We start from the raw sequence: 15,530 nt of genomic DNA on the forward strand, positions 1-15,530 counted from the left end.
CCGGTAAATGTGATGCCTCGCATCGTCGCCGACCCGAGGAGTACCGATGCGCAAAATGTCCACCATGGTGGCGGCGGTTGTCGCCTGCCTCGTCGTGCCGGCCCCGGCGGTCGCCGCCGCCGGCCCCGCACAGGCCGGCCGGCCGCCGGCCACCGTGCGGTCCGCCCTGCCCACCTGCACCCCGCAGTCCGCGATCGACCGGCTGGTCGCCTACATCCGCACCCAGCAGCAGCCCGACGGCTCCTTCCCCGGCATCGGCGAGACCGCCACCGCGGAGGCCGTCTACGCTCTCGTGGCCTCGGGGGTGGACCCGTCCACGGTGACCACCGGGGGCAAGTCCGCCGTCGACTGGATCTACTCGCGCGCCGGTGCGTCGATCAGCACCGGGGCGGCGGCGAAGTTCCTGCTGGCGCTCGTCCTCGCCGGTCGCCCGACGACCGCGCCGGGGGGTTTCGACTTCGAGGCCCGGGTGCGCGACGCCTACGACCCGGCCACCGGGCTGTACGACGCCGATCCCACCGCGAACATCTACTCGATCATTGCCCTGCGCGCGGCCCACCAGCCGGTGCCGGGCAACGCGACGCGGGCGCTGGCCGGGCAGCAGCAGCCCGACGGCGGTTGGAGCGCCTACATTCCCGCGCGGGAGACCGACACCAACACCACGGCCGCGGCGATGGTCGCTCTGGTCGCCGCCCGGCGTCCGGCCCCCATTCCCGCCGCCTCGGCCTTCCTGCGTACCCAGCAGAGCACCGACGGAGGCTTCACCTTCTCGACCGTGTACGGCACCGCGAGCGACGCCAACTCGACCGGTCTGGTGATCGTCGCGCTGCTCGCCACCGGCCAGAGCCTCGCGGACTGGGAGCGTGGCGGGACCGACCCGGTCGAACGTCTCCTGCAGCTGCAGAACCCCAGCGGCGCCTTCCGGTACAACGACGCGACCCCGGCCGACAACGCCTACGCGACGTATCAGGCCGGGCAGGCGGCGGGGCTCACCCGCTGCTGACCCGCCGCACCCGCACCGCACGAGGCGCCACGGACCCGGCCGGTCCGTGGCGCCGTCTCGTGACGCGGTGCCGCTGCCCGGCCCCGAGCAGCGGGAATGCCGTCGGCATGCCACCGAAGGAGGAGGTCCGGCCGGGCCGACTTGGTCGATAGTAGAAGTGCGATCCTATTGATCGTCCGATGACTGCGGTGCCCGTTCTCCATAGAATCTGTCGTGGTTTCTGGTTGCGTGAGGAAGTGACGCGGTCGCCATCGCGACGCCTCGCCGGCGCGACAATTACCAGGACGGGAGACCCGTGGAAAAAGATGTGATCGGTGTGGGCTTCGGGCCGGCCAATATCGCGCTCGCCATCGCCATCGAGGAGCTGGAGATACCGCTCGACGTCCTGTTCGTCGAGCGGCGGCCCCGGCCGGAATGGCAGCCCGGGATGCTGCTCGACGGCTCGGACATCCAGCACCATCCGGCCCGCGACCTCGCCCTCCCGAGCAACCCGCGCAGCCGCTACACCTTCTTCAACTACCTGTTCGAGGAGGGACGGCTGTTCGAGTTCCTGAACCTCGGGCTGCCCTTCCCGCTCCGCAAGGACTACGCCCGCTACGTCACCTGGGCGGCCAACGGGGTCGCCGCGGACGTGCGGTACGGGACCTCGGCCGACACCCTCGAGCTGGTCGACGGCCCGGACGGCCCGCGCGTCCAGGTGGTCCTCGACGACGGCACGACCGTGCGGGCGCGGTCCGCCGTCATCGCCCCGGGCCGGCCGCACCGGATCCCGCTGCCGTTCCGCGAGATCCAGGACCCGCGCGTCTTCCACTTCACCGGCTATCTCGAGCACGCCGCCGAGCTGGCCGAGATGCCGAATCCCCGCATCGCCGTCGTGGGTGCCAGCCAGAGCGCGGTGGAACTCGTGCTCGACGCGGGCCGGCGGTTCCCGCACGCGACGGTGACCAACATCCTGCGCGGCTTCGGCTACCGGCAGAAGGATCTGAGCCCGTTCCACGGCGAGGTCTACTACCCGGAGTTCGTCAACTACTACTTCGGGGCCAGCGAGGAGTCCAAGCGCCTGCTGGACCAGCAGCTTCGCTACACCAACTACTCGGCCGCCGACATCGACGTGCTGCAGGCCCTGTACGCCCAGCTCTACGAGCAGCGTCTCGACGGTGGCAACCGGATCCAGCTGCGGCGCAACACCGATGTCCTGACCTGCCGGCCGGAGCCCGGCGGCGTCCGGCTGACCTTGCGCGAGCAGCATCTCGGTGTCGTCGACGAGGCTCAGTTCGACGCGGTGATCCTGGCGACCGGTTTCGTGGACCTCACGAGCGAGAACGAGGAGATGTTCCTGCCGCCCCTGCTGGCGCCGATCGCTCCCGCGGTCGCGCGCACGGAGTCGGGCCGGGCGGTGATCGGACGCGACTACCGGCTCGGCACCAGCGGCGCCCAGCTGCCGCCGATCTTCCTCAACGGCCTGTGCGAGACGACGCACGGGATGGGTGACGCCGGCTCGTTCAGTCTGCTGTCTTTGCGGGCGGCGACGATCGCCGAGAGCCTGCAGAAGACCGTGGCCGCCACGACGGAGCCGCGCGCATGACTGCCATCCAGCCGGTCGACGAGGTCCAGCTGCGCATCCGAACCGCCGTGCCGGGGCCTCGCTCCCAGGAGCTCCTCGGTCGTCAGGGCCGGTACGAGTCGAACGCCCGGACCTATCCGCGGCGCCTGCCGATCGCGGTCCGCCGCGGTTTCGGCCCGTACGTCGAGGACGTCGACGGCAACGTGTTCATCGACTTCCTCTCCGGCGCCGGTGTCCTGCCCCTCGGGCACACCCACCCCGAGATCGTGGACCGGGTCACCCGGCAGCTGGGTGAGTACGTGCACGGCCTGGATCTGCCGACCCCCACCAAGGACGAGTTCGTCGAGGCCACGATGAGCCTGCTCCCGGAGCGGATGCGGGACCGGATGAAAATCCACTTCTGCGGGCCGACCGGCGCGAACGCGGTGGAGGCCGCGCTCAAGCTGTGCAAGGGGTTCACCCAGCGCTCGGACGTGATCTCCTTCCAGGGCGGCTTCCACGGCTCCACGAACGGCGCGATGGCGGTCACCGGCCTGGTCGGCCCGAAGGCGGCCGTCCCCGGGCGCATGCCCGACGTGCACTTCTTCCCCTACCCGTACTGTCTGCGGTGCCCGCTCTCGCTGGATCCCGCGACCTGCGAGGTGAACTGCGCGACCTACCTGCGCCGGGCTCTGCTGGACACCCACGGCGGCATCCCGCGCCCCGCCGCGATCCTGCTCGAGATGGTCCAGGGCGAGGGCGGCGTCATCCCGGCCACCGCGGGATTCGCCCGCGAGGTGGGCCGCCTGGCCAAGGAGCTGGACGTCCCGCTGATCGTGGACGAGATCCAGACCGGGTACGGCCGCACCGGCACGTGGTTCGCCTTCGAGCAGTACGACCTGGAGCCGGACGTCGTGCTGCTCTCCAAGGCCGCCGGCGGGATCGGCCTGCCGGTGTCCCTGATGCTCTACGACCGCCGGCTGGACGAGTGGCAGCCCGGCGCCCACATCGGCACGTTCCGCGGTCACCAGCTGGCCTTCGCGGCCGGCATCGCCTCCCTCGAGGTGATGCGGCGTGACAACATTCTGGACAACGTGGCCCGGCAGGGCGAGTACCTGCGCGAGCGGCTGCTGAGCATCACCGAGCCGTACGCGGCCGTCGCCGAGGTGCGGGGGCTGGGTCTGATGCTCGGCGTCGAGATCGTCGACGCGCGGACCGGGCAGCCGGATCCGCTCCGGGCGAGCCGGATCCAGCGGGCGGCGCTGACCCGCGGCCTGATCATCGAGGTCGGTGGCCGATCCGACGCCGTGCTGCGGTTCCTGCCCCCGCTGAACGTCACCCGGCCGGTGATCGACGCCGCGCTGGCGATCCTGACCACCGCGCTGGCCGAAGCCTGACCCGTCGAGGACCGATCGAGGAGTCGCAGATGCAACACCACTGGCCGACCGCCGAGCCGCAGTACGAGCCGGACTACAACGTGCTGGCCCGCCGGTTGCCCCGGCTGGCGGACGAGCCCTACGAAGGCGGGGCCTGGGTCGTCGTCGAACCGGGCACCACCATGTCCGAGCACGTCAATCCCGGGCACGAGACGGAGATCTTCTTCTTCCTCGACGGGGCCGGCGTCATGCGCGTCGAGGACCAGCACTACCAGGTCGGGCCGGGCGACGTCGTCATCATCCCGCCGGACCACAAGCACTCCCTGACGAACGAGGGCACCTCGCCGCTGCGGTCGCTGGCGCTGTGGTGGGGAGCCGAGAACGAGAACGAGGAGGGTCGATGACCGTCGCGGCGCCGGTGGGTCTGCTGCCGGAGTTCGACAACCTGTTGCGCCCGGATCTGATTGCCGATCCGTACGCTGTCTACGACCGCTGGCGCCCGATCGACCCGGTGCACTGGAACGCGCACCTGGACGCGTGGTTGCTGCTGCGCTACGACGACGTCCTGAGCCTGCTGAGCGATCATGACCTGTTGTCCTCCGACCGCACGGAGGCGTTCACCGCGCACCTGACGGACGCGGAGCGGGAACGCTTCCGGGCGTTCATCTCGGTCCGCAAGCGCATGCTGCTCTACAACGACCCGCCCCGGCACACCGAGTTGCGCAAGCCGGTCCAGCGCGGCATGAGCGTGCGGCTGGTCAACGGCATGCGCGCGAAGATCCAGGACATCGCCGACGGCCTGGTGGACGACGTCATCGAGCAGGGCGAGATGGACGGCATCCAGGACATCGGGTACCGGCTGCCGGTCATCGTCAACTCCGAGCTGATCGGCGTGCCGGTGGCCGACCGGGACAAGGTCAAGGACTGGACCGCCGACTTCATCGCGGCCATCAACGCGGGCGGCGCGAACGTCGGCACCAGCGACCTCGAGCGCGGCCAGAACGCGGTGCTCGCGATGGGCGAGTACTTCCCCGCCCTCGCCCGTCGCAAGCGGGAGAACCCGGCCGACGATCTGCTGTCCTCGCTGGTGCAGCGCCGGGAGCGGCCACTGAGCGACGAGGACCTGGTGGCCACGTGCATCGTGCTCATGTTCGCCGGTCTGGAGACCGCGCTGAACCTGGTGGGCAACGGCCTGCTCGCGCTGCTGCGCCACGAGGACCAGATGCGGCAGCTGCAGGCCGATCCGTCGCTCACCCCCGCGGCGGTGGAGGAGATCCTGCGGTACGACGGCCCTCTGCACCTGGTGGGCCGCCGGGCGACGCGGACGTTCGAGCTGCACGGCCGCACCATCCGGGCCGAGGACAAGGTACTGGTCATGCTGGGTGCGGCCAACCGTGACCCGGACATGTTCGCCGACCCCGGCCGGCTGGACATTCACCGCCGTCCCAACCAGCACGTCTCGTTCAGCCACGGCGTGCACTACTGTCCGGGTGCGGAGCTGTCACGCATCCTGGGGCAGACCGCCTTCGACACCATCCTGCGGCGGCTGCCCGACCTGCGCCTCGGCGACGGCGAGCTGGAGTACCAGCCGAACCTCTCGTTCCGGGGACTGCGGACCCTGCCGTTGAGCTTCTCGCCCGGCCGCCGGCTGGCGGACCGGTGACGACCACGGCCGACGTCGTCGTGATCGGCGCCGGGGTGATCGGGGCGAGCATCGCCCACCACCTCGCCGTGTCCGGGGCGCGGGTGATCGTCCTCGAACGAGGGGCGATCGCCGCGTCCGGCGCGACGGTCAGCTCCGCCGGCCAGATCCGCTTGTACCATCCCGATCCGGCCGACGCGGAGCTGGCCGCGCACAGCCTGCCGACCTTCCGGCGGTGGGCGGACGTGGTGGGCGGCACCTGCGGCTTCCGGCCGACCGGATTCGTGTTCCTCGGCCGTCCCGGCTCCGCGGCGCCGACGGCTGCCGTGGTGGCCGCCCTGAGCCGCCGGGGGATCGACATCCGGGTCCTTCCCGTGGATCGGTGCCGCGAGTTGTACCCGGGGCTGCACCTCGGCGACGAGGACGTCGTCGCGTACGAACCGGCGGGCGGGTACGCCGATCCCGGGCTGACGATTCGCAGTCTGCTGACAGCGGCGCAGCGCCACGGCGCCGTCGTCTGGGCCGACGACCCGGCGCACGCGCTCGTCCGCCGGGGCAGTGCGGTGGCCGGGGTCCGGTCCGCGACCGGGGAGATCCACGCCGGGCAGGTCGTCGTCGCGAACGGCACGGGGGCGGCGCCCCTGCTGGCCGGCGCGGCGGTGCCCCACGCCCTGGTGGCCAGGACGGTGGGATGGTGCCTGGTCGACACCGCCGCCGCGCCGCGGGAGCCCGGCGCGCTGCCGGTCACCATCGACGACGGGGCCGGCACCTACTTCCGGCCGGACGGTTCCGGCCGGCTGCTGGTCCGGGCCGTTCTCGACGGGGCCACCGTCGCGCCCGGGGTGGACACCGTGCCCCGAGAGGTCGTCGCCGCTTCCCTCGGGCGAGCCGTCCGGCGGGTGCCTGCCCTCCGGGACGCGCCCCTGGTGACCACCCGCGTCGAGCGGGAGGCGTACACGCCGGACGAACGGCCGATGATCGGGCCGGTGGCGCAGGCTCCCGGTCTCTACGTGGCGACGGGTTTCAGCGGCGGCGGCTTCAAGGCCGCGCCGGCGGTCGGCGAGTTCGTGGCGGCCGAGCTGCTGCGGGGCGAGATCCGCGACGAGCTCTCCCGGTATCGGCCCGGCCGGCTCCTTTCCGCGGCCCGGCTGTGAATTCGCCCGGCCTCTCGCTCACAGGAGACGACCCATGATGTTTCGCCACATCGAGCAATTGCTGGCCGCGCCGCGAGCGCTGACCGGAGCGGTACGCGACGGGCTCGGCCGGATGCGGGAGGACATCCAGGTCGTCCGGGAGAAGGACCCGGCCGTCAACTCCAGCACCGAGGTCCTGCTCTACCCGCACATCCATGCCCTGTGGCTGCACCGCGTCGCTCATCTGACCTACCGGCACGGCCACCGGACGTCCGCGCGCGCCATCGCCTTGTTCGGCCGGTTCGTGTCCGGCGGCATCGACATCCATCCGGGCGCCCGGATCGGGCGGCGGTTCTTCATCGACCACGGCGCCGGGGTCGTCATCGGCGAACACGTCGAGATCGGCGAGGACGTCATGCTCTACCACCTCGTGACGCTGGGGTCGGTCGGCTGGTGGCACGACATCGCGCGTGGCCCGGACGTCAAGCGGCACCCGACCATCGGCGACAGCGTGGTGCTCGGCACGGCGGCCACGGTGCTGGGCGCGGTCACGATCGGCGCGGGCAGCCGGGTGGGCGCTCACGCTGTCGTACTCACCACGCTGGAGCCGGGTTCACGTGTTCCCACCGGGCACGTCGTCCGCGACCAGCCCCCGGCCGACCCGGCCGAGACGCCGCAGCAGCCGGTCAACGGCCGCCATCCCCACCTCCCCGCTTCCCCGCCCAGCCTGATCAAGATCGCAAGGAGCAAGGACAATGGCTGACTCCTCCGGGCACGTCCTGGTCACGTGCGCTCCACCCAATCCGAACGGCGATCTGCACCTCGGTCATCTGTCCGGGCCGTTCCTCGGCGCCGATGTGCTGCGCCGTCACCTGGCGTCCCGGGGGGTGCGGACGAGCTACGTCAGCTACACCGACGACCACTCCTGCTACGTCCCGCGCCGGGCCGCCGAGCTCCGCTGGACGGCGAGGGAGACGGCGTTCCGCTTCACCCGGCGGATCGAACAGACGCTCGCGCTCGCGGGCATGTCGCCCGACTACTACTCACATCCGCATCGTGAACCCCGCCACGACGCCACGGTGCAGCGGGAGTTCCTGCGGCTCCGGGAGCGCGGCGCCGTGGTGGAACGGACCATGCCGACGCCGTACTGCCAGGTGTGCGAGCGGTTCGTCTACGAGGCGTACCTCCGGGGGCAGTGCCGGTTCTGCGACTCGCCCTGCGACGGCACCTACTGCGAGGAGTGCGGCTATCCCCAGGACCCCGACGGCGTACGGGAGGGCAAGTGCATCACCTGCGGCACCGAGCCGGTGTGGCGGGACAGCCGTCGCCTGGTGGTGCCGCTGAACGAGTTCGCCGACCGGCTGGCCCGCCTCTACGAGAGCGCGGCCTGGTCCCGGCGCGTCCTCGACTACTGCGAGAAGCTGCTGGCCATGGGGCTTCCCGACGTGCCCGTCAGCCGGGTCGACGGGTACGGCATCGCGGTGCCGCTGGCCGGCTGGGAGGGGCACGTCCTCGACACCTGGTTCAGCGGGATCTTCGGATACATCGCGGCCACGGACGGGCACCAGGAGGCGCTCGGCCATCCGGACGGCGGGTCGCGGATCTGGTCGGATCCCGGCACCACCCTCGTCAACTTCATCGGGTTCGACTGCAGCTTCTCGCACGCGGTGCTGTGGCCCGCCCTGCTCCTCGCCCTCGACCGGCCCGTTCTCCCCGGGCACATCGTCAGCAACGAGTTCTACTATCTCGAGGGCGAGAAGTTCTCCACCAGCCGTGGACATGCGATCTGGGGCGCCGACTTCCTCAACGAGATGCCCGCCGACGCGGTGCGTTTCCACCTCTGCCTCACCCGGCCGGAGACCGAACGGACCAACTTCCGGCGTACCGACTTCGTCCGTACCCGGCGGGAGATCCTCGCCGGACTGGACGACTGGGCCGGCGGCGTCGTGGAGTTGCTGGCCGCCACCTCCGGGTCGGTCGTGCCGGACGTCGCACCCGCCGATCATCCGAGCGCCCTGCGCGGGCTGGCCGACCACCTCCGTACGGAGACGGAACGCGCGCTGGATCCCGCCCAGTTCTCGCCGCGCCGGGCCGCCGCCGCGGTTGCCCGGACCGTCGAGGAGGCCGGTGCCGGCATCCGCTCCCTCCGGGCCGGCGGATCCGGCGACCCGACCGGGACGGCCCGCGCCCTGGCCGCGCACGCGGAGCTGCTCGCGACGCTCGCGTCCGTGTCGGCGCCGCTGCTGCCGGTCTGGGCGGGGAATCTGCAACGGCGGTGGGGGCTCGCGGAGGTGGCGGCGCACGACACGCCGAGGTGGCCGGAGACGGGTGCCCGGCTGATGCCGGCGGGGAGCCCGATCCCGGGGGTCTACGAGCCGGCGTTCGGACGGCCGTGAGACTGCGGTCGGCGGTCACGCTGACCTCAGTCGTCGTCGGGGTGGGCGTGCTCTTCCTGCCCGCCTACGCCCGGGCCGGGCTCGGCGGCGCCGCCCCGATCGCGTGGCTCTACCAGCTGATCTGCGGCGGCTTCCTGGTCGCCGCGCTCGCTCTCGCACGCCGTGCCGACGGCGCCGGCGGGACGATGGCCGACCGGGCCGGAACCGTCTTCGGGCCCGGCGCGGGACGGGCGGTGCGGTGGTGGTATCTGGTCGGCGTCAGCGTGGGACAGGGGGTTGTCGCGGTCATGGGCGGGTGGTTCACCGCGGTGGCGATCGACCGCCTCGCCGTCTGGCCGGCCGCCGCCGGACTGGTTCTGGTGGCCGGCGCCGCGGTGGCAGCCGCCGGTCGGTCGGTAGCGGTGCCGGCGCCGCTGATGCTGGCGCTGACCGTGCTCGCCGGCCTTCTCGTCGCCGGCCTGCTACCGGTGCCGGAGGCGGCCGGCTTGGCGTCCGGCGGGCTCGCCGGCATCGGGGCGGCGACCTTCATGCTGCTGTTCGCCTTCGTCGGCTGGGAGGCCACCATCCGTCTGGTGCAGCCCGCTGCCGCGTCGCGGACGGGCACGATCGCCGGCGTCGTCCTGGTGGCCGTCGTGTACCTCGTCGCCGCGCTGGCGGCCCGCGCGGGCGACAGCGCGGCCACGCCGGGGTGGAGCACCAGGGCCGGCGCGGCGCTGGCCGCGATCATCTGCACGGTGGCGCTCAACCGCAATCTCGTCACGGTGGCCGGACTGGGCGCTGCCTTGTTCCCGCGGACCGGCACGGCGCGCGGCCGATCGGCGGTGACGGCCGGTGCCGCCGGAGTGGCGGGCATCGCCCTGGCCCTGATCGCCCAGGATCGGGTGACCGCCGTCGGCGTGCTGGCCGTGCCCAACGCGATGGCCTTGGCCGTCTTCCTTGTCGCAGCGCTGTCCGTGGTGCGGACCGGCCCGGCTCCGGCCCGGGGCTGCGCCGTCGTCGCGGTGCTCGGGTACGGCGCTCTCGTACCGTTCGGCTGGCCCGCTGTCCTGGTGCCGTTGACATTGCTCGTGGCTGTCGCCGCCGCCGCGCGGATCCGGGCCGGGCGGCCCCGGGCATCCACTCTGGACGACCACTGACAAGGAGATCGACGTGCCACTGATCACCCGAGGATCGCTGGATCGGTTCACCGCGTCCGCCACCGACCCGGCCGTCCGTGAGCAGGGGCTCGACGGAGCCCACGCCTTCTCGGTGTTCCGGGAGGTGACGCGCCGGCTGCAGCCCGTGCGGCTCGAGCTCGCCCGGTCGGCCGGTGTGCGGTCGCTGCGTCTGAGCGGGCTGGAGCTGCGGCCGGAGAGCCGGGTCATGCTGCGGGGAGTCGCCGACGCGGACCGCCCCGTCCATCTCGTGGGCTGGTGGTGGGACCTGGCGGGCGGAGGACCCACCGTGGTCCCGGCGCCCGGGGAAGCCAAGGACTGGGCGCTGCGTCTCGACGGCGACGGTGTCCGGCGCCTGTCGCACCCGGTTCGCCTGGCCGATCCGGGGCGGGCGGTCACCGGTGGTCTGACGGTCCGGTTGATCCCCTGGCAGGCCGAGCCCGGCACGGATCCGGAGGCGCTCGTCGCCGAGGTGGCCGAGGCCATGCGGCACACCACCCTGGCCGGTGCGCTGGACATGCTCGGGGAGGCCTCCCGCGTCACCATGTCCACCGTGATCGCGGTCCGGCAGGCGGCCTCGGCCCTGGGGCCGGAGATCGCGCCGGTACTGCGGGCTCTGTGCCGCGACTACATCGACCTCTTCGAGGGCTTCTATCCGGCGGCAGAGCCGGACACGGCGATGGAGCGTCACGAGGGCTACCAGAGTGTCGTCACACTGCGCGTGTCGGCGGAATAGCGCGCGGCATGGGTATCCGGTTCACGAAATTGCACAGCTCCGGGCAGGGCTATCTCGTGGTCAATGCCGTCGACAGCCGGGGGGAGGACGGTAAGGATCTGGCGCTGGCGCTCTGCGGGAATGTCATCGGCGGGGCCGGATTGATAACGATACGTAATGAGGGTCTGATCGGTTTCCGTGTCGAATGTTTTCAACCGGACGGATCTCCGGTGTGGCCCGACCCGGTCGCCGGCGGCCCCTTCGTCGCCTGTGCGGCCTACGCCGTCCGCGACCGCTACGGCTCGCGCGAACCCGTGCTGGTTTGGCAGAAAGTCCGGCATCTGACGGAAGTCCAGGGGGACACGGTGCGCGTCACGGCCGGCTCCAGCGCGGCCGGGGCCGGGGCGACGGCGGGTCATTCACGCAGCTACTTCGTGGTTCCGGTTCTTGAGGGTGTGGTGGCCTGGCCGCCGCCCCGGCTGGATCTGGAAATCGACACCGCGACCGGCCATCGATCGACGCAGTGATGCGTTACGATTCGATTGCGTTTGGTCACGGTTCTGGCACGTGTGTCGTGCGTGCTCAGTCGATCACGGGGGCAGCACAATGGCTTCTCGCCGTTCAAGTCCGGACTCGGCAGCGCCTCGTCGGCCCGGGAACGAGTCGCTTTCGGCAACGTATCGCATTCCTGGCCGCGGCCCGGGAAACGAGGGCCGATGATCCGCTCATCCGGCCCGTTGACCGTCGTCGTCCACCACGAGGCTGATCTCACCCGCGCCGGCCTCCGCGCGGTCATCGGCACCGAGCCCGATCTCGCCGTGCTCGGAGACACCGGCCGGGTCGACGAGATGGTCGGCATGGTCGGCCGGCTGCGGCCCGACGTGCTCATGACCTCGATGGACGGGATCGGGGAGTTCGAGCCGCTGGGCCGGTTGTGCGCCCATTGGCGGCGCCGGCCACCGGTCGTCGTCCTCGTCGACGACTACGACGAGTCCGCGGTCATCCAGGTGCTGCGTCTCGGATTGCGCGGCATTGTGCACAACGACCATGTAGGACGTTTCGTCGTGGATGCCGTGCGCGCGGTCGCGCGGGGGGAGGCCTTCCTGGCCCCGGCGGCCACCTCCTTTCTCCTCGACCGTCTGGTCGAGTCACTGCCCGATGCCGAGGCGGTGCGCCGCATCGAACATGCGGAGCTGACCGGTCGCGAGCGGGAGGTGCTGCGTCTCGTGGCGGAGGGACTGACCACGAGCGAGATGGCGCTCAAGCTGGGGGTGACGGCAGGGACGGTCAAATCGCACCTCTCCCGGGTGCTGAACAAGCTGGGCATGCGGGAGCGAGGCCAGGCGGCTGCGCTCGCCCACCGCGCACGCATCACTCAGGAGCCGGTGACGCACGCGTCACGGCGCCGGTCCTGAGGGCCGCGGTCGCCGCGTCCCCGGTGCCGGAGGGGCTCACGCTCGGCCTCGCGTCCCCGGTGCCGGAGGGGCTCACGCCCGGGCTCGGAGCCGACTCCGCCGGGGCGAAGACGACCAGGACGTCGAGATCCTCGCTGATCGTGTGGAAGCGGTGTTCCACCATGGCCGGCACGAACACGAGAGAGCCCGGCCCGACCGTGGTCTCCCGGCCGCCGACGGTCATCAGCGCCCGGCCCCGCAGGACCAGATAGAGCTCGTCCTCGCGATGGGGCTGCTGCGGGTCGGCGCTTCCGGCGGACAGCCGATAGACCCCGGCGCTCATCGCGGCGGTGCGCAGGAACTCCAGGTACGGAGGTGATCCCGCGGACCAGGATCGGACGATCTCGTCGACGTTGTGCGCTTCCATCACCGCTCCACGGTCTCGTCGGCCATCCGTGGCCGCGTGGTTTCCCGGCGCCTGGTCCACCACCGGTAGGTCAGCGCCAGGAGGGCCACGATCACCGGAATGGCGAGGGCCACTCCGGCGAAGGGCAGCAGCACGAGGCACAGCAGCGCGGCGGCGCCCGCGACGATCCGGCGGGCGCCGCTGAGCAGCCGGACACCGGCGACCATCGCCGCGATGTAGGTGAGGATGACCAGGGACGTCGGCACCTTGAGCAACAACTCCGGACCCCAGTCGAGCAGGTAGCTCACCAGCAGGCAAGCCCCCGCGTATCCGCCGACGACCAGGACGGACACGAGGGGGACGCCGCGGTCGCTGACCGCGGCGAAGACGCGCGGGAAGACTCTGTCCCGCCCGAGGGCGTAGCCCAGGCGGGACGTGGCCGCCACGAAGGCGTTCGCCGTTCCGACGGCGATCAAGAGCGCGATTGTCGAGGCGAGGGCGCCCACGGTGGAGGACGACGAGCCGCCCAGCAGGCGGGCGATCACGGTGCGGTTGAGCTCGTCGGTGCCGTATGTGCCCGTGCCGACGGTCACGACCGCGACGCCGGCGAAGAGCGCGGTGATGAGGGCGACGCTGATGACCGTGCTGCGCGGCACGTCGCGCGCGGGATCCTGGAACTCCTCGCTCAGATGCGTGATCGCCTCCCAGCCGAAGAAGGCGAAGAAGATGACGACGCCCGCCGAACCGGCCGCCGTCCAGCCGTGCGGGGCGAAGGGCGTCCAGCGCTCGGCCTCCATCCGCGGCGCGGCCACCAGCACCGCGGCCACCAGCAGGAGGGCGACCGTGGTGCTGAAGAGCAACTGGAGCCGCGCGCTGACGCGCAGGCCCCACGCGTTGGAGACCGTGGCGACGGTCAGGATGGCGCCCGCCAGCAGGAAGATCCCCCCGTTGCCCAGGCCCAGGTAGGGCCCGGCGTAGTAGGCGCCGGTCAGCGCGACCAGCGTCTGCGCGGTGGCCGCGCCGATGAAGTAGAACCAGCCCACCACCGCGCCGGTGGCCCCGCCGAAGGCGCGGGTGGCGTAAGTGGCGGCTCCGCCGGCATCCGGGATGCGGCCGGCCAGGGCGGCGAAGGTCAGCGCCAGCGGGATGCCGAGCAGGGCGTCGAAGAGCCAGGCGACCACGGACGCGGGACCGGCCATCGTCGCGCTGACGCCGGGCAGCAACAGGACGCCCGCACCGATGATCGCACCGAGATAGAGCGCCACGCCTTGCGGCAAGGAGATGGTCCGCCTCAGCTGATTCTGGTGCAACGGATCTCCTCGGGACGGCGACCGGTTTGCGGAGCATACAGTGGAGGGCAAGACCGATTCAACACTACCAAACGGAGATGCTCGTGTCGGTGGGCGAAGGGCGATTCGCGGGTCTCGAGCTGGTGCAGAGCTTCGTCAACACACTCGACCAGCGCGGCTTCGTGCTGCACGGCCGGCCGTTGCAGCCGGCGGACGCGCTGGCCACGCCGGCCGGTCTGGCCGGCTGGCTCACCGGGGCCGGTCTGCTCGACGGTCCGGTCTCCGCCGATGCCGCCGATCTCCGGCTGGCCCATGCCCTGCGCGCCGCGTTGCGCGCGGCCACCGTCCAGCCCGGTGAGCCGGCGCTGCCCGCGGGGGCGCCGGAGCCCGCCTGGCCGGAGCTGGACGGGCTGCTGCGCGTCCGGTTCGGACCGCATGCGGCGCCGGTGCTGGCGCCGGCCGGACCGGGCGTTCCCGGGGCCCTCGCGCTGATTCTCGGCGAGGCGGTGAACGCCGGGGCGGACGCCTCCTGGCGGCGTCTGAAGATGTGTCCCGCGCCGGACTGCCGGTGGGTGTTCCTGGACCGGTCCCGGCCGGCCAACGGGCGCTGGTGCGACCCCGATCGCTGCGGCAACCGGATGAAGACCCGCTCTTACCGGGCGCGGACCGCCACCAAGGAACCCCGCTGAGGCGGGCGGAGGCGGGGGATCAGCCGGACACCCGGTCGCGCACGTGCGCCGGCACGGGAATGTCCTGCGACATCCGGGGATCGGGCACCGGTGTCCCCCAGACCGTCTCCCGGGGAAGGACACCGGCCCAGACGGGCAGCGTGTAATCCTCCTCGTCGTCGATCGGCGGCCCCTGCCGGATCTTGACCGAGGCTTCGGTCAGGGGGAGGGCGAGCACCAGGGTCGCCGCCAGCTCCCTGCGCGTCGGTGCTCGCACAGCGTCCCATTGCCCGGGCGCCAGCTGCTCGGAGATCGCCCGGAGCCCGGCCACCTGCTCGTCCGGGTCGCTCACCCGCCGGACCTCGCCGTAGATCATCGCCGACCGGTAGTTGACGGACTGGTTGAACGCCGAGCGCGCCAGCACGATGCCGTCGAGGTGGGTCACCGTCACACAGACGGACCCGGCGTGGCGCAGCGAGCGGGCACCGCTGGACCCGTGCAGGAAGAGTGTGTCGCCGATGCGGCCGTAACCGGTCGGCACCACCATCGGGGCGCCGTCGACGACGAGCCCGAGATGGCACACGAGACCGGCGTCGAGAACGGCGTAAAGGTCGGCGCGATCGGTACGCGCCCGATCCTTGGCGCGACCCAGTGTCGTGCGTTCGGTCGGGGAGAGCATGGTCACACCATAGGGAGGGGCGCGGGCACGGCGCCACATCCGGACTGTCGGCTTTCGGCGGCGTCCCCCGGATCCTCCCCGGCGCACCGGCACGAGCCGCGGTTCGCCGGCGAGACCCGCACCGGAGGGCGC

At 71.9% G+C, this 15,530-nt stretch carries 16 protein-coding genes; 13 read left to right on the forward strand and 3 right to left on the reverse strand.

Annotation, left to right across the window (positions count from 1 at the left end):
• Positions 1 to 46 precede the first annotated feature (46 nt).
• From RAN62_RS28885 to RAN62_RS28940, 12 genes are all read left to right on the forward strand, one after another.
• Positions 47 to 1,003 carry a prenyltransferase/squalene oxidase repeat-containing protein gene (locus tag RAN62_RS28885; RefSeq protein ID WP_305787947.1) on the forward strand — a complete coding sequence of 319 codons (957 nt, stop codon included), beginning with the start codon at positions 47 to 49 and terminating at the stop codon, positions 1,001 to 1,003.
• Positions 1,004 to 1,298: 295 nt separating this feature from the next.
• A complete protein-coding gene (locus tag RAN62_RS28890) occupies positions 1,299 to 2,588 on the forward strand; it encodes a lysine N(6)-hydroxylase/L-ornithine N(5)-oxygenase family protein (protein ID WP_305787948.1) in 1,290 nt (429 codons plus the stop codon).
• Positions 2,585 to 3,943 (forward strand): diaminobutyrate--2-oxoglutarate transaminase family protein, encoded by a 1,359-nt coding sequence (locus RAN62_RS28895; protein ID WP_305787949.1) that lies wholly within the window; start codon positions 2,585 to 2,587, stop codon positions 3,941 to 3,943. Before RAN62_RS28890 ends, RAN62_RS28895 begins: the two co-directional genes overlap by 4 nt.
• Positions 3,944 to 3,972: 29 nt before the next feature.
• Positions 3,973 to 4,326: a cupin domain-containing protein gene (locus RAN62_RS28900; protein WP_305787950.1), complete on the forward strand. Its 354-nt coding sequence runs from the start codon at positions 3,973 to 3,975 to the stop codon at positions 4,324 to 4,326.
• Entirely contained in the window at positions 4,323 to 5,585 is a 1,263-nt protein-coding gene (locus tag RAN62_RS28905; RefSeq protein ID WP_305787951.1) for a cytochrome P450, read from the forward strand. The genes RAN62_RS28900 and RAN62_RS28905 overlap by 4 nt, the downstream gene beginning before the upstream one ends.
• Complete coding sequence (locus tag RAN62_RS28910; protein ID WP_305787952.1) at positions 5,582 to 6,718, forward strand: NAD(P)/FAD-dependent oxidoreductase; 1,137 nt, start codon at positions 5,582 to 5,584, stop codon at positions 6,716 to 6,718. Before RAN62_RS28905 ends, RAN62_RS28910 begins: the two co-directional genes overlap by 4 nt.
• A gap of 34 nt (positions 6,719 to 6,752) precedes the next feature.
• On the forward strand, positions 6,753 to 7,460 hold the full coding sequence (gene epsC, locus RAN62_RS28915) for a serine O-acetyltransferase EpsC (RefSeq protein WP_305787953.1): 708 nt from the start codon (positions 6,753 to 6,755) through the stop codon (positions 7,458 to 7,460).
• Positions 7,453 to 9,093 carry a class I tRNA ligase family protein gene (locus RAN62_RS28920; protein ID WP_305787954.1) on the forward strand — a complete coding sequence of 547 codons (1,641 nt, stop codon included), beginning with the start codon at positions 7,453 to 7,455 and terminating at the stop codon, positions 9,091 to 9,093. The genes epsC and RAN62_RS28920 overlap by 8 nt, the downstream gene beginning before the upstream one ends.
• On the forward strand, positions 9,090 to 10,229 hold the full coding sequence (locus tag RAN62_RS28925; protein ID WP_305787955.1) for a hypothetical protein: 1,140 nt from the start codon (positions 9,090 to 9,092) through the stop codon (positions 10,227 to 10,229). The genes RAN62_RS28920 and RAN62_RS28925 overlap by 4 nt, the downstream gene beginning before the upstream one ends.
• 13 nt (positions 10,230 to 10,242) lie before the next feature.
• Positions 10,243 to 10,983, forward strand: coding sequence for a hypothetical protein (locus RAN62_RS28930; RefSeq protein WP_305787956.1), 741 nt, complete (start codon positions 10,243 to 10,245; stop codon positions 10,981 to 10,983).
• Positions 10,984 to 10,991: 8 nt separating this feature from the next.
• Positions 10,992 to 11,489 (forward strand): diaminopimelate epimerase, encoded by a 498-nt coding sequence (locus RAN62_RS28935; protein WP_305787957.1) that lies wholly within the window; start codon positions 10,992 to 10,994, stop codon positions 11,487 to 11,489.
• A 189-nt stretch (positions 11,490 to 11,678) separates the two neighbouring features.
• Complete coding sequence (locus RAN62_RS28940; protein ID WP_305787958.1) at positions 11,679 to 12,377, forward strand: LuxR C-terminal-related transcriptional regulator; 699 nt, start codon at positions 11,679 to 11,681, stop codon at positions 12,375 to 12,377.
• Here the strand turns inward: RAN62_RS28940 and RAN62_RS28945 are convergent.
• Both RAN62_RS28945 and RAN62_RS28950 read right to left on the reverse strand, forming a co-directional pair.
• Positions 12,334 to 12,783: a cupin domain-containing protein gene (locus tag RAN62_RS28945; RefSeq protein ID WP_305787959.1), complete on the reverse strand. Its 450-nt coding sequence runs from the start codon at positions 12,781 to 12,783 to the stop codon at positions 12,334 to 12,336. The two genes, RAN62_RS28940 and RAN62_RS28945, sit on opposite strands and share 44 nt — an antisense overlap.
• Positions 12,783 to 14,072: an APC family permease gene (locus RAN62_RS28950; RefSeq protein ID WP_305787960.1), complete on the reverse strand. Its 1,290-nt coding sequence runs from the start codon at positions 14,070 to 14,072 to the stop codon at positions 12,783 to 12,785. The genes RAN62_RS28945 and RAN62_RS28950 overlap by 1 nt, the downstream gene beginning before the upstream one ends.
• 89 nt (positions 14,073 to 14,161) lie before the next feature.
• Here RAN62_RS28950 and RAN62_RS28955 point away from each other — a divergent pair, with 89 nt between their 5' ends.
• Positions 14,162 to 14,740 (forward strand): CGNR zinc finger domain-containing protein, encoded by a 579-nt coding sequence (locus RAN62_RS28955; protein ID WP_305787961.1) that lies wholly within the window; start codon positions 14,162 to 14,164, stop codon positions 14,738 to 14,740.
• A gap of 19 nt (positions 14,741 to 14,759) precedes the next feature.
• Here RAN62_RS28955 and RAN62_RS28960 read toward each other — a convergent pair whose 3' ends face one another.
• The gene (locus RAN62_RS28960) at positions 14,760 to 15,398 is read right to left on the reverse strand and encodes a pyridoxamine 5'-phosphate oxidase family protein (protein WP_305787962.1); all 639 of its coding nucleotides are present in this window, start codon (positions 15,396 to 15,398) and stop codon (positions 14,760 to 14,762) included.
• Positions 15,399 to 15,530: the final 132 nt, after the last annotated feature.

It is taken from the genome of Symbioplanes lichenis (assembly GCF_030709675.1).
Taxonomy (GTDB): domain Bacteria; phylum Actinomycetota; class Actinomycetes; order Mycobacteriales; family Micromonosporaceae; genus Actinoplanes; species Actinoplanes lichenis.

Coding starts and splice junctions, on each gene's coding strand:
- RAN62_RS28940 (WP_305787958.1), top strand. CDS start 11,679: ATGATCCGCTCATCCGGCCCGTTGACCGTCGTCGTCCACCACGAGGCT.
- RAN62_RS28945 (WP_305787959.1), bottom strand. CDS start 12,783: ATGGAAGCGCACAACGTCGACGAGATCGTCCGATCCTGGTCCGCGGGA.
- RAN62_RS28885 (WP_305787947.1), top strand. CDS start 47: ATGCGCAAAATGTCCACCATGGTGGCGGCGGTTGTCGCCTGCCTCGTC.
- RAN62_RS28960 (WP_305787962.1), bottom strand. CDS start 15,398: ATGCTCTCCCCGACCGAACGCACGACACTGGGTCGCGCCAAGGATCGG.
- RAN62_RS28900 (WP_305787950.1), top strand. CDS start 3,973: ATGCAACACCACTGGCCGACCGCCGAGCCGCAGTACGAGCCGGACTAC.
- RAN62_RS28905 (WP_305787951.1), top strand. CDS start 4,323: ATGACCGTCGCGGCGCCGGTGGGTCTGCTGCCGGAGTTCGACAACCTG.
- RAN62_RS28920 (WP_305787954.1), top strand. CDS start 7,453: ATGGCTGACTCCTCCGGGCACGTCCTGGTCACGTGCGCTCCACCCAAT.
- epsC (WP_305787953.1), top strand. CDS start 6,753: ATGATGTTTCGCCACATCGAGCAATTGCTGGCCGCGCCGCGAGCGCTG.
- RAN62_RS28935 (WP_305787957.1), top strand. CDS start 10,992: ATGGGTATCCGGTTCACGAAATTGCACAGCTCCGGGCAGGGCTATCTC.
- RAN62_RS28895 (WP_305787949.1), top strand. CDS start 2,585: ATGACTGCCATCCAGCCGGTCGACGAGGTCCAGCTGCGCATCCGAACC.